Here is a 12,573-nt window from a genome sequence, read left to right on the forward strand (position 1 = left end):
TCAATGGCCGAGATAGGCTTCGATGACGGCGGGGTTGGCGCGGACTTCGCTTGGCGTGCCCATCGCCAGCATTTTGCCCTCCGCCATCACCATGACGCGCGTGCACAGCGACATCACGAATTCCATGTTGTGCTCGATCACGACGAAGGTGGCGCGCTTCTCGCGGTTGATCGCGGCCAGCCGCTCCTTGAGATCACCGAGCATGGTGAGGTTGACGCCACCGGCGGGCTCGTCGAGCAGCACCAGCCGCGGCCCACCCATGAATGCCATCGCGGCATCGAGCAGTTTTTGCTGACCGTAGGACAGGCCGCCGGCGGCTTCGGTCGCGAGATGATCGAGCTTGAAGAAGCCGATCATCTGGTCGGCCGCCGCTGATAGTCCGGCGTCGGACGGGCCGAACAGCCGCGACATCATGTTGCCCTGATGCTCTTGCCCGGCGAGGATCAGATTTTCCCGCACCGACAATTTTGGAAACACCTGCAGCAGCTGGAAGGTGCGGCTGACACCCAGGCGATTCAATTCGGACGGACGCAAGCCGGTGACGATTTTGCCGTCAACCTTCACCTCGCCACCGGTCGGCGTGAGCTGGCCGAGGATGCAGTTGAAGAGCGTCGACTTGCCGCAGCCGTTCGGTCCGATCAGACCGAGGATCTCGCCCTCCTGCACATCGAAGCTGACGCCATCGACGGCCTTGATGCCACCAAAGCTCTTTTTGATGCTGCTGACTTCGAGAACCGCGGTCATGGCGCCGTCTCCAGTCGGGATTTCGCGACCGCGCGCAGCGCCGACGCTGCCTTCGTGCGGCGCTCGGCCAGATAGCGGTCGAGAATGCCGAGGATACCGGTCGGCGAATAGATCAGCAGCAGCATCACGGCGACGGCGTAGAGCATCAGGTAATAGCCTTGCGTGAAACGCAGCCATTCCGGCAGCAGCACCGCAATCATCGCCCCGAGGAACGGCCCGAAGAAGAATCCGGAGCCGCCGACGATGACCATCATCAGCAAATCGAGCGAGAGCGAGAGGTTGAAGGGAACCGGGTCGATATATTGCGTCAGCGGGGCATAGAGCGTGCCGGCGACGCCGCCGAGCGCCGACCCGATCGCAAACGCCATCAGCGTATAGCGCCGGGTGTCGATGCCGAGCGACAGCGCCCGCACCGGATTTTCGCGCAGCGCGACGAAAGCGCGGCCCCAGGGCGAGCGGATCAGCCACCACATCGCCAGCGAGACGAGCGCAAGCGAGCCGAGACAGAAATAGTAGAACGGCAACGGCCGGTTGGTGGCAAAGCCCACGACATTCGGCCGCGGAATGTTGGAGATGCCGTAGATACCCTTGGTCAGCCAGTCCTCGTTGCGGAACACCAGGAAGGCCAGCGTCGAGAAGGCCAGCGTCACGAAGGCGAGATAGTGATGCTGCACGCGCAGCGCCGGATAGCCGAGGATCCAGCCGATGGCGAAACACAATATGATCGCAACGCCGAGCGCCGCAACCAGCGGTATGCCCTGCGTGGTCATGATCGCCGCCGCATAGGCGCCAATGCCGACGAATGCGCCCTGCGCCAGCGAGACCTGGCCGGCATAGCCCAGCGTCAAATTGAGCCCCATCGCGGCGATGGTCATCACCGCCCACTGGCTCAGGATGAACAGGCCGTAGCGATTGAAGTTCATCGGCACGATAATCAACGCCGCGATCACGACGATACCGAGCGCGATACGCAGATATCTGGTTGTGGCGGTCATACCGTGCGCTCCTCGGGCCGGCCGAGCAGGCCTTGCGGACGGAACAGGATGATGACGATCAGGAGGATCAGCGGCACCGCGGCGCGGTACTGCGTCGACACATAGGCGGCCGACAGATTGTCGACCACGCCGATCAACAGCCCGCCGGCGATGGCGCCGCGCACCTGGTTGAAGCCACCGACGATCGCCGCGATGAATGCCGCCTGCCCGAGCACCTCGCCGGAGGAGAATTTCGCCAGATAGATCGGCGTGATCAGCAACGAGGCCAGCGCGACCAGAAACGCATTGATCAGGAACGTCATCAGGATCATGCGCTCGACCGGCACGCCGATGATGCGGGCGACCGTGGGGTTCTGCGCGGTCGCCTGCATCTGGTGACCGATCGAGGTGCGGTTCAGCAGCGCGGTCAGGCCGATCACCACCGCGACCGCGAGCGCCAGCACGCCGAGGCTCTGCAACGAAATCACCCGGCCAAGGATCGAGACGTCACCGGCCGGTACGATCGAGGGGAATGGCGACGCTTCCGCGCTGAAGAACTGCTTCACCGCCTCCTTCATGCCGATCGCCAGCGCCATGGTCGCAATCGCCAGCGGCAGCACGCCGTGCCGCAGCATCGGATCGACCAGCAGCAGCTTGAAGCCGAGCCCGAGCAGCAGCAGCGACAGCAGAATGCCGAGAATGATCGCAAGCCAGAACGGCGCGCCGGCATGCATCACCGCCAGCATCAGGAACGCCGGCAGCATGACGAATTCGCCCTGCGCGAAATTGATGGTTTGCGATGTCTGCCACAGCAGCGTGAAACCGACCGCGACGAGAGCGTAGATCGCCCCGGTCGCAAGACCTGCCACCAGCAGATCGAGCAGATTGGACATGCTCCTCCCCTCACCCGTCACATGCGGACGGCGTCAATCATTTCCCTATGCTGATCTCGGGGGCGCACGTTCGAGCGCACGCCCCAGCACGATTCAGTTCAGCTTCGGCAGCACCTGCTTGACGACCTGCTTGCCGTCGACGATCTCGACCAGGAATCCCTGGCGGTCGATGTCGCCCTTCTCGTCGAAGGTCACATCCATCAGGATGCCCGGCTCGCTGGCGGCCTTGATGGTGAGGCCATGCAGGTTGTCGGCAAACGCCTTGGCGTCGACCTTGCCCATCTTCTCGGTGGTGGCCTTGATCATGTAGATCGCGAGATAGCCCTTCAGCCCGTTATGATCAGGCACATAGTTGTACTTCTTGGAAAACTTCTCGCGGAACGCCTTGACCAGATCGACCGGCGCATCGGTGGTGAGGCCGACATGGCCGCGCGCGCCGTTTGCGGCATCGCCGGCGAGTTCGACGACCTTCTGGCCGACCAGAGTGGTCTCGCCCATCAGCGGCACTGATATCGCCTGGCGCTTCAGCTCCTTCAGCATCCGCGCGCTCTCTTCCTCGTTGACATAGACGAACACCGCATCGGGCGCCGCGGCCTTGATCTTGCTGACGTCGGCGGCGAAATCGGCCTGCCCGGCTTCGGTCGAGATGTCAGCCGCGACCTTGATGTTGTACTTGGCGAATTCCTTGGTGATGACGTCGCGACCACCTTTGCCGAAATCGTTGTTGACCCAGACGATCGCGACCGATTTCGCCTTCAGCTCGTCGTTGATGTACTTGGCGACCTTCGGCATCGAGGATTGCTGGCCGAACGAGGTGCGGAACAGAAACTTGTTGCCGCCCTGCGTCAGTTCGGCGGCTTCGCCGCCCATGATCTGCGCGATACCCGCTTCCGCGGCGAGCGGCGCGGTGACCTTGACCGATCCGGAATAGCCGGGTCCGAGCAGCACGTAGGGTTCATTGTCGAGCGCCTTCTGCACCTGTGCGCGCGCGACACCGGGGTTCGATTGCGAATCCGCATGCGTGACTTCCAGCTTGCGGCCGAGCAGCCCGCCTTTGGCGTTGATCTCCTCGATCGCAAGGTCGATGCCGTTTTTCCAGTTGTTGCCGACGGTGGCGCCGCCGCCGGACAGTTCGGCAACATTGGCGAGTTTGATCGGGCCGCCTTGCGCGAATGCGGCTGCGGCCGACACGGTGGCAAGCAGGAGTCCTGCGAAAAATCCAGATCTCATTTCCATCCCCTCTTCTCGTTACAACAAGCGGCCTTGTGACCGGCCGCGTTTTAAGCCGCGCTTACTTTAGCGTAGCGCTTGGCCATCACGGCGTCGAATGCATTTCCCATCTCGACGGCTGATGGCTTCAGTCCCGTAAACAGCTCGAAGGCGTCCGCGGCCTGATAGATCGCGAGCTCGCGCCCGGTCATGACCTCAGCGCCCTTTGCCTTTGCGGCGTTCAGCAGCGGCGTCCAGAGCGGCGTGTAGACTGCATCGGCTACCCACAGGTCCTTGCGCAACAGCGTTTCCGGGACAGGCGTGCCGCGGTTCGGCAACATGCCGACTGGCGAGCCGTTGACGACCCCGGTGACGCCGCGCATGGCGTCCTCGACGCTGCCGACAACACTTGTTTTACCGCGCTTCCCGATCTGGCCGGCGAGTCGCTCAGCCTTGGCGCGATCGGTGTCGAAGATTCTGATCTCGGCAACGCCAATCCCGGCCAGCGCAAAGGTAATCGCCTTGCCGACGCCGCCCGCGCCGATCACCGCGACAATGCTCTGCGCGGGGTCACGGACAAGCTCGGTGATCGCCCGGGCAAATCCCGTGGTGTCGGTGTTATGCCCGATCAACCGGCCATCCCTGACCACGACCGTGTTGACCGCGCCGATCGCTTGCGCCCCCGGCGACAGTTCGTCGAGCAGGGAGACCACGGCTTCCTTGTACGGGAAGGTGACGTTGACGCCCGCAAAGCCCAAACGGCGCACGCCGTCCAGCAGCAGCTGCAATTCCTCGCGGCCGGCGCCTGCAACCTCGATCAGTTGATAGTGGCAATGCGCGCCGAGCGCCTCGGCGGCCCGCTCATGCATCGCCGGCGACGCCGAATGCGCGATCGGCGCGCCGATCAGGCCGGTGAGAAAGCGGCGGTCGGCCGGAGCAAGAGGTCGGGCGGCAGGGCTCATGATCTCGTCAGCAAATAGCGGTTCGGGACAAGCCCCGATCCGCCCAGACGATAGCGCTTTGCCGACCTAACACAATTACCCATTTATGCCGGGCAGATAACATCATGTTATTTTTTTGCGGCCCTTGGGATCGGGCTTTCGCGGCCTTGCTTTGTCCGGCCCAACGGCCCGCATTTCCGAGCGCAAGCATTCGATGAAATGCTCGATGTGCAGCGACAGCGGCGCGCCGCGTTTCACCGCAATGTAAGTGTCGAACCGGGTCGGCTCGACGATTTTCAGCAACTCGATGCCGGGATAGCCGCCATGGGCGACGGTGAACTGGTCGATCACGGCAATGCCGAGGCCGGCCTTGACCAGCGCGCACACGGTGGTGCCGAAGCGCGCACGGATGGTGATGTCGTAGTTGAGTTTCCTGCGCGCAAAAATCTCCGCCATGATCCGTCCATAAGGATCGTTGGGATCGATCCCGATCAGCGGATAGCGGATGATCTCGGCGGCCGAGACCTGCTTGCATCCCGCAAGCTCATGCCCCGCCGGCACGATGCAGAACAATTCGCCGGACGCCAGCGGCAAAAAGTCGAGGCCGGGATGATCGAGCCGGTAACTCATGGCGACGCAATCGCCGCGGCCCAACAGCAGGTAATCGACCGCCTCCTCGATCTTGAGGATGTTGATGTCGATCCGCAGTTCGGGATAGCGGCGCCGCACCCGCTCGATCGCGCGCGGCACCATGACCTGCGAGATGCTCGGCACCGAGCCGATGCGCAGTTCGGACAGATCGCCGCGCCCGATCTTGGAGATGATCTCGGTGAGATCGTCCATCTTCTCGTAGACGCCGTTGATCTGCTCGAAGATGTTGCGGGCTTCCGGGGTCGGGAAGTAACGCCCGTTCTGGCGCTGGAAGAAGCGGACGCCCAAGGATTTCTCGGTGTACTTCACCAGCCGGCTGATACCGGGCGCCGATACGTTCAGAAGCCGCGCCGCCCCGCCGATCGTACCGGTCACCATCACGGCGCGGATCACCTCGACCTGGCGAAGCGTCATCATGTGCAGTAACTCCCGCGATGAAGTTGCGAAATACTATCATCTTCAACTGACGAACCGGCCAGCCCGGAAGCCAAGCTCTCGCGACGCGCTACACGCTACTTGATCGGCGGGCGCGGCAATACGGCCTCGCCCGCTTCCATCCTGTAGACATGGTCGAGCGAATACCAGGGCGGACCAACATCCGCCGCGATCGGATGCGGCGCGTCATGACGCACGAAATCGCCGATCAGCGCCTTGGTCACGCCAAACTGCACGTCGCTGTCGATGTGCGGATCGGCGGGATCGTAGACCTGCGAGATCAAGACCTTGAATCCCGGCTTGAAGATCAGCGCATGCAGATGCGCCGGCCGGTAAGGATGCCGGTCCTGCACCTTCAACAGCCGCCCGACCACGCCATCGGTCGGGATCGGATAGCCGACCATCATCACCGAGCGAAAGGCGAAGCGGCCATCGGCATCGGTCGTGAACTTGCCGCGCAGGTTCATCTCGGCCTGTTTGGGGTCCTGGTTTTCGTAAAGGCCGACCGGCGAGGCGTGCCATACATCCACCTCCGCCCCGGCAACCGGATTGCCGGCATGGTCCACGACACGCGCAGTGACGAAGAGGGCCGCGCCCGGCGTTTCGGACCGGACGATCGAGCCGCCGCTTTCGACGCGGGGCGAGTTCAATCGCCAGAACGGCCCGAGCAATGATTGCGCCGTCTCGGTGTTGCCGTGGTCGCCATTGTTCAGAAGGCAGACCAGCGATGAAACGCCGAGCGAGCCCGCCATCAGCACGACTTCGTTGTGCGTATCGGTCGATTGCCGGCCCAGCTCGGCGAGAATCGCCGTGGCTTCGCGGAATTCCGCTTCAGTCAAATTGGTGTCACGGACGAAACCGTGCAGGTGCTGGACCAGCGACACCATGATCTCGCGCAACCGCGAATCGGACGTCCGCTCCATCACGGAAGTCGCCGCAACGGTGACATCCTGCTGACGCCCGATGATCATTCCGCACTCCCGGCGGCTGCAGCTATACGTCGAAGAACACCGTCTCTTTGTCGCCCTGCAGATGGATGTCGAAACGATAGACGGCATTGCCGCCCGGCTGCCGCGTCGCGATCAGCGTCGCGCGACGGTCGGCCGGCACCAGCGCCAGCACCGGATCGGCGGCGTTGGCGGCCTCACCATCGAAATAGATCCGCGAGTAATTATGCAAAAGCATGCCGCGCGCGAACACGGCGAGCACAATATGCGGCGCCTGCGGCTTGCCGTCGGGATCAGGCACAATGCCCGGCTTGATGGTGTCGAAGGCGTAGCCACCCTTTGCATCGGTGCCGATGCGGCCGAATCCCTTGAATGACGTGTTCGGCTGCGCCCGCTTGTCCTGCGGGTCGGAGAAACGTCCTTGCGCGTCCGCCTGCCAGATTTCCAGCATGCAATCCGGCACGACCGCGCCATCGCCGTCGAACACCTGTCCTTCGATGCGAATGCGTTCGCCCGACGTATCTGATGTCACCAGATTGTTGTTGAACGCGTCGTTCCAGTCATATTTGCCGCCCGGCGTGAGGCCATAGGCGAAATAGGGACCGACGGTCTGCGACGGGGTGACCCCGTCCGGTTTGGCCTGTGGCACTTACTTGGTCTCCATCGGCGTGGCGTTGCGCCCGCGCAGCACAATGTTGAAGCGGTAGCACAGCGCCCAGTCCGGCTTGGTGTTCTCCAGATCGAACGACGAGACCATCCGGTTTCGCGCTTTCTCGTCGGTCACCGAATTGAAGATCGGATCGAACGGGAACAGCGGGTCGCCCGGGAAATACATCTGCGTCACCAGACGCGACACGAACGAATGGCCGAACACCGAGAAGTGGATGTGGGCCGGCCGCCAGGCGTTGTGGTGATTGCCCCAGGGGTAAGCGCCGGGCTTGATGGTGACGAAACGATAATAGCCCTGCGCGTCCGACTGCGCGCGGCCGGCGCCGGTGAAATTCGGATCGAGCGGCGCGGGATGCTGATCGACGACATGGACATAGCGGCCGCATGAATTGGCCTGCCACAGTTCAACCAGCGTGTTCGGCACGCCGCGGCCGTCTTCATCGAGCACGTGGCCGTGCACGATGATGCGCTCGCCGATCGGCTCGCTTTTGCCCTGAATGGTGAGGTCGTGATCGTGCTCACGCACCGTCTCGTGGCCGTAAACCGGCCCGGTCAATTCCGACAGCGTGTGCCGCATCGGAATCAGCGGCTTGGAGGGCGAGCGCTTGACCGTGCTCTTGTAGGCAGGAGACAGCCGCGGCGGATGCGCCGCCAGACTTTGCACCGGATAGACCAATGTCATGACGTATCCCTCCCTCGCATCGCGTTCGCGGCGCAAAATTGCTTTGCAATTTTGTCGTTGAGCCGCGCCGCCGGATCATTATATGACATAACTAATTTGGGAAAGGCCTGTTTTTGACCTTCCCAAACCGTTGGCTTAATTCACCTTTTCGATCGCAACCGCGACGCCCTGCCCGACGCCGACGCACATGGTTGCCAAGGCAAGCTTCCCGCCCCGCTTCTCCATGCCGTGCACCGCCGTCAACGCCAGCCGCGCGCCGCTCATGCCGAGCGGATGGCCGAGCGCGATAGCGCCGCCATGCGGGTTGACGAAGTCGGCGTCGTCCTTGACGCCCAGTTGCCGCAGGCAGGCTATGCCCTGCGAGGCGAAGGCTTCATTGAGCTCGATCAAATCGAAGTCAGAGATCTTGATGCCGAGCCGCTCCATCAGCTTCTTCGTCGCCGGCACCGGGCCGATGCCCATGATGCGCGGCGGCACTGCGGCCGAGGCCAGCCCGAGGATACGCGCCCGCGGCGTCAACCCGTGCTTCTTCACGGCAGCTTCGGAGGCAAGGATCATCGCGGCCGCGCCGTCATTGACGCCGGACGCATTGCCGGCGGTCACTGTGCCGGGGTTGCGCACGATCGGCTTCAGTTTCGTGAGGCCCTCCAGCGTGGTCTCGGGGCGCGGATGCTCGTCCTTGTCGACGATGACCGGCCCGGACTTGCCACCCGGCACCGACACCGGCGTGATTTCCTCGGCGAAGTAGCCTGATGCAATCGCAGCGCCCGCGCGCTGCTGCGAGCGGATCGCCATCGCGTCCTGGTCGGCGCGCGACACCTGGAATTCCTCGGCGACGTTCTCGCCGGTCTCCGGCATCGCATCGACGCCATACTGCGCCTTCATCAGGGGATTGATGAAGCGCCAGCCGATGGTGGTGTCGTAAATCTCGGCCGAACGCGCGAACGCTTCCGGCGCCTTGCCCATCACGAACGGGGCGCGGGTCATCGATTCGACGCCGCCGGCAATCGCGAAATCGATCTCGCCGGCGCGGATCGCGCGGCCCGCGGCGCCGACCGCGTCGAGGCCCGACGCGCACAGACGATTGAGGGTCTGGCCGGGAACCGTTTCCGGAATGCCCGCGAGCAACAGCGCCATCCGGGCCACGTTGCGGTTGTCCTCGCCGGCCTGGTTGGCGCAGCCGAAAAACACCTCATCCACCTGCGCCCAATCGAGATTGGGATGCTTCGCCATCAGCGCCTTGATTGGCACGGCGGCCAGATCGTCGGCGCGCACCTTGGCGAGCGAGCCGCCGAAACGGCCGATCGGGGTCCGGACGGCATCGCAAATGAATACATCACGCATCAAATCTCTCCCTGAATGCCGTGCTTTAGGCGTTGACCCGCTGGAACTGTTGGCGAGTTTTAGGAGCGTGCCCGCGGCAGGTCAATTGAGGCTTGCCACTCCTGCCGTGCTCCGGCGGGATGCCCGTCATGCGGGCGTGATCAATTATGCGGCGTGGAGCGTGGAAAACTCTGACAACGGGGGTAAGGGAATAGGACCGGGCGGCGAAATTTTGTAGGTTGCGCCCCCTGGAGCCGTGGCCGGCTCCAGCTTCTTACTTTGACGCGTTTTCTTCACGCGAACCGGTACCCACTTCACTTGAAAACGCTCTGATGACGATCCAGCAATCCATCCCCGCCCCCGCGCCCCCCGAAGCCATGCCGGCCGCTGACGCAAATTCGCGCGTCACGCCGATGATGGAACAGTACCTCGAGATCAAGTCCGCCCATCCCGGGCTCTTGCTGTTCTACCGGATGGGCGATTTCTACGAGCTGTTCTTCGAGGACGCCGAGATCGCCTCCCGGACGCTCGGTATCGTGCTGACCAAGCGCGGCAAGCACCAGGGCATGGACATCCCGATGTGCGGCGTGCCGGTGGAGCGCTCCGAGGACTATCTGCATCGGCTGATCAATGCCGGGCATCGCGTGGCCGTGTGCGAGCAGACGGAAAATCCCGCCGCTGCCCGTGCCCGCGGCAACAAAGGGCCGGTGGCGCGCGGCGTGGTGCGGCTGGTGACACCGGGCACGCTGACCGAAGACACCCTGCTCGATGCCCGCACCAACAACTACCTGCTGGCGATCGCGCGCGCCCGCGGATCGAGCGGCGGTGATCGCGTCGGGCTTTCTTGGATCGATATCTCGACGTCTGAATTCATGGTGACGGAATGCGCGACCGCGGAGCTGGCGGCGACGCTGGCGCGGATCAATCCGAACGAGGTCATCGTCACCGACGCGCTCTATGGCGATGCGGAACTCGGCCAAACGCTACGCGAACTGCCCGCGGTGACGCCGCTGACCCGCGACGTCTTCGACGGCGCCACTGCCGAGCGACGGCTGTGCGATTATTTCGCGGTTGCGACCATGGATGGCCTCGCCGCGATGTCGCGACTGGAGGCGACCGCGGCGGCCGCCGCCGTCACCTATATCGACCGCACGCAGGTTGGCAAACGTCCGCCGCTGTCGCCGCCGTCGCGCGAGGCCGCCGGCACGACGATGGCGATCGATCCAGCCACCCGCGCCAACCTCGAGCTGACGCGCACGCTGGGCGGCGAGCGTCGCGGATCGCTGCTCGATGCGATCGACTGCACGGTAACTGCCGCCGGCTCGCGCCTCTTGGCGCAACGCCTCGCCGCGCCGCTTACCGACAGCGCGGGCATCGCGCGGCGGCTGGATGCAATTGGGACGTTCGTCGCCGATAGCGCCACACGTGATGATGTCCGCACCACGCTCAAGGCGGCGCCCGACATGTCGCGCGCGCTGGCGCGATTGTCGGTCGGACGTGGCGGCCCGCGCGACCTTGCCGGCCTGCGCGACGGCATCCTTGCCGCAGATCAGGCGCTGGCGCGGCTCGCGCAACTGGAGGCCCCGCCGTCGGAAATCATTGCGGTGATGGAAGCGCTGCGCCGTCCCTCGCGCGACCTTGCCTACGAATTCGAACGCGCGCTCGCCGAACAACTACCGCTGATCAAGCGCGACGGCGGCTTCATCCGCGAGAATTATGAGCCCGCGCTCGACGAGAGCCGGAATCTGCGCGATGCCTCCCGCCTCGTCGTCGCCGCGATGCAGGCGCGTTATGCCGAGGACACCGGCATCAAGGCGCTCAAGATCCGCCACAACAACGTGCTCGGCTATTTCGTCGAGGTGACGGCGCAGCACGGCGACCGACTGATGTCGCCGCCGCTGAATGCGACCTTCATCCATCGCCAGACGCTGGCCGGCCAGGTTCGTTTCACGACGTCCGAGCTTGGAGAGATCGAGGCCAAGATCGCCAATGCCGGCGACCGCGCGCTCAATCTCGAACTCGAAATCTTCGAGCGGCTCTGCGCGACGGCGCTCGCCGCCAGCGACGACCTGCGCGCCGCTGCACATGCGTTTGCATTGCTCGATGTCGCAACCGCGCTGGCGAAGCTCGCGGTCGACGACAATTACGTGCGGCCCGAGGTCGATGGCTCGCTCGGCTTTGCCGTCGAAGGCGGCCGGCATCCGGTGGTCGAACAGGCGCTGAAGCGCGACGGCCAGCCGTTCATTGCCAACGCTTGCGATCTCTCGCCGGGGCCTGCGCAAAAATCCGGCCAGATCTGGCTGATCACCGGCCCTAACATGGCCGGCAAATCGACATTCCTGCGCCAGAACGCGCTGATCGCGCTGATGGCGCAGATCGGCTCCTACGTGCCGGCATCGCGCGCACGGATCGGCGTCGTCGATCGGCTGTTCTCACGCGTCGGCGCTGCCGACGATCTTGCGCGCGGCCGTTCCACCTTCATGGTCGAGATGGTCGAGACCGCCGTGATCCTCAACCAGGCCAGCGAACGCTCGCTCGTCATCCTCGATGAAATCGGCCGCGGCACCGCTACCTTCGACGGCCTGTCGATCGCCTGGGCCGCGATCGAGCATCTGCACGAGGCCAACCGCTGCCGCGCGCTGTTCGCCACGCATTATCATGAGCTGACCGCGCTCTCGGCCAAACTGCCGCGAATGTTCAACGCTACCGTCCGCGTCAAGGAGTGGCAGGGCGACGTCGTGTTCCTGCACGAGGTGCTGCCGGGCTCGGCCGACCGCTCCTATGGCATCCAGGTCGCGAAACTCGCTGGCCTGCCGCCAGCCGTGATCGCCCGCGCCAAGTCGGTACTCGCAAAACTCGAGGCGCAGGACCGCGGCCAGACCGCGCGTGCGCTCGCCGATGATCTTCCGCTATTCGCCGTCCCCTCCCGCGCCGCCGCTGAAGCTGCGCCGCCGAGCGAGGCCGAGCAAATGATGGAGGCCGTGAAGGCGCTGCATCCCGACGAAATGTCGCCGCGCGAGGCACTGGAGGCGTTGTACGCGCTGAAGGCGAAGCTGCCGAAGGGGTAATTCGCAGTGGGGAGGCCGCATTGCGCCTCCGATCTTC

General features: G+C 64.1%; 11 protein-coding genes. 1 reads left to right on the forward strand and 10 read right to left on the reverse strand.

Going from position 1 to position 12,573, the window contains the following annotated elements; genetic code table 11:
- The 10 genes from ACPPVP_RS42065 to pcaF all read right to left on the reverse strand — a co-directional run bounded on the left by ACPPVP_RS42065 (position 1) and on the right by pcaF (position 9,489).
- Positions 1-744, reverse strand: a complete 744-nt coding sequence (locus ACPPVP_RS42065; RefSeq protein WP_426529895.1) for an ABC transporter ATP-binding protein — start codon at positions 742-744, stop codon at positions 1-3.
- Positions 741-1,739 (reverse strand): branched-chain amino acid ABC transporter permease, encoded by a 999-nt coding sequence (locus ACPPVP_RS42070; protein WP_426529897.1) that lies wholly within the window; start codon positions 1,737-1,739, stop codon positions 741-743. The genes ACPPVP_RS42065 and ACPPVP_RS42070 overlap by 4 nt, the downstream gene beginning before the upstream one ends.
- Complete coding sequence (locus tag ACPPVP_RS42075) at positions 1,736-2,611, reverse strand: branched-chain amino acid ABC transporter permease (RefSeq protein ID WP_426529899.1); 876 nt, start codon at positions 2,609-2,611, stop codon at positions 1,736-1,738. Before ACPPVP_RS42075 ends, ACPPVP_RS42070 begins: the two co-directional genes overlap by 4 nt.
- A 93-nt stretch (positions 2,612-2,704) precedes the next feature.
- The gene (locus ACPPVP_RS42080; protein ID WP_426529901.1) at positions 2,705-3,841 is read right to left on the reverse strand and encodes an ABC transporter substrate-binding protein; all 1,137 of its coding nucleotides are present in this window, start codon (positions 3,839-3,841) and stop codon (positions 2,705-2,707) included.
- Positions 3,842-3,891: 50 nt separating this feature from the next.
- A complete protein-coding gene (locus ACPPVP_RS42085) occupies positions 3,892-4,782 on the reverse strand; it encodes a shikimate dehydrogenase (protein WP_426529903.1) in 891 nt (296 codons plus the stop codon).
- A 102-nt stretch (positions 4,783-4,884) separates the two neighbouring features.
- Complete coding sequence (locus ACPPVP_RS42090) at positions 4,885-5,829, reverse strand: LysR family transcriptional regulator (protein WP_426529905.1); 945 nt, start codon at positions 5,827-5,829, stop codon at positions 4,885-4,887.
- Between the two features lie 95 nt (positions 5,830-5,924).
- Positions 5,925-6,818, reverse strand: coding sequence for a dioxygenase (locus ACPPVP_RS42095; protein WP_426529907.1), 894 nt, complete (start codon positions 6,816-6,818; stop codon positions 5,925-5,927).
- Between the two features lie 22 nt (positions 6,819-6,840).
- Entirely contained in the window at positions 6,841-7,443 is a 603-nt protein-coding gene (gene pcaG / locus ACPPVP_RS42100) for a protocatechuate 3,4-dioxygenase subunit alpha (RefSeq protein ID WP_426529909.1), read from the reverse strand.
- Positions 7,444-8,145, reverse strand: a complete 702-nt coding sequence (pcaH, locus tag ACPPVP_RS42105) for a protocatechuate 3,4-dioxygenase subunit beta (protein ID WP_426529911.1) — start codon at positions 8,143-8,145, stop codon at positions 7,444-7,446.
- A gap of 135 nt (positions 8,146-8,280) precedes the next feature.
- Entirely contained in the window at positions 8,281-9,489 is a 1,209-nt protein-coding gene (pcaF, locus tag ACPPVP_RS42110) for a 3-oxoadipyl-CoA thiolase (RefSeq protein WP_426529913.1), read from the reverse strand.
- Positions 9,490-9,800: 311 nt separating this feature from the next.
- Here pcaF and mutS point away from each other — a divergent pair, with 311 nt between their 5' ends.
- Positions 9,801-12,536, forward strand: a complete 2,736-nt coding sequence (gene mutS / locus ACPPVP_RS42115; RefSeq protein WP_426529915.1) for a DNA mismatch repair protein MutS — start codon at positions 9,801-9,803, stop codon at positions 12,534-12,536.
- Positions 12,537-12,573: the final 37 nt, after the last annotated feature.

The organism is Bradyrhizobium sp. McL0615 (assembly GCF_049993905.1).
In the GTDB taxonomy this organism is placed as follows: domain Bacteria; phylum Pseudomonadota; class Alphaproteobacteria; order Rhizobiales; family Xanthobacteraceae; genus Bradyrhizobium.

What these genes read in the sequence shown, in the direction of transcription:
- ACPPVP_RS42065 (WP_426529895.1), bottom strand. Translation starts at nt 744, where the DNA reads ATGACCGCGGTTCTCGAAGTCAGCAGCATCAAAAAGAGCTTTGGTGGC.
- pcaH (WP_426529911.1), bottom strand. Translation starts at nt 8,145, where the DNA reads ATGACATTGGTCTATCCGGTGCAAAGTCTGGCGGCGCATCCGCCGCGG.
- ACPPVP_RS42090 (WP_426529905.1), bottom strand. Translation starts at nt 5,829, where the DNA reads ATGATGACGCTTCGCCAGGTCGAGGTGATCCGCGCCGTGATGGTGACC.
- ACPPVP_RS42075 (WP_426529899.1), bottom strand. Translation starts at nt 2,611, where the DNA reads ATGTCCAATCTGCTCGATCTGCTGGTGGCAGGTCTTGCGACCGGGGCG.
- ACPPVP_RS42095 (WP_426529907.1), bottom strand. Translation starts at nt 6,818, where the DNA reads ATGATCATCGGGCGTCAGCAGGATGTCACCGTTGCGGCGACTTCCGTG.
- ACPPVP_RS42080 (WP_426529901.1), bottom strand. Translation starts at nt 3,841, where the DNA reads ATGAGATCTGGATTTTTCGCAGGACTCCTGCTTGCCACCGTGTCGGCC.
- ACPPVP_RS42085 (WP_426529903.1), bottom strand. Translation starts at nt 4,782, where the DNA reads ATGAGCCCTGCCGCCCGACCTCTTGCTCCGGCCGACCGCCGCTTTCTC.
- mutS (WP_426529915.1), top strand. Translation starts at nt 9,801, where the DNA reads ATGACGATCCAGCAATCCATCCCCGCCCCCGCGCCCCCCGAAGCCATG.
- pcaF (WP_426529913.1), bottom strand. Translation starts at nt 9,489, where the DNA reads ATGCGTGATGTATTCATTTGCGATGCCGTCCGGACCCCGATCGGCCGT.
- ACPPVP_RS42070 (WP_426529897.1), bottom strand. Translation starts at nt 1,739, where the DNA reads ATGACCGCCACAACCAGATATCTGCGTATCGCGCTCGGTATCGTCGTG.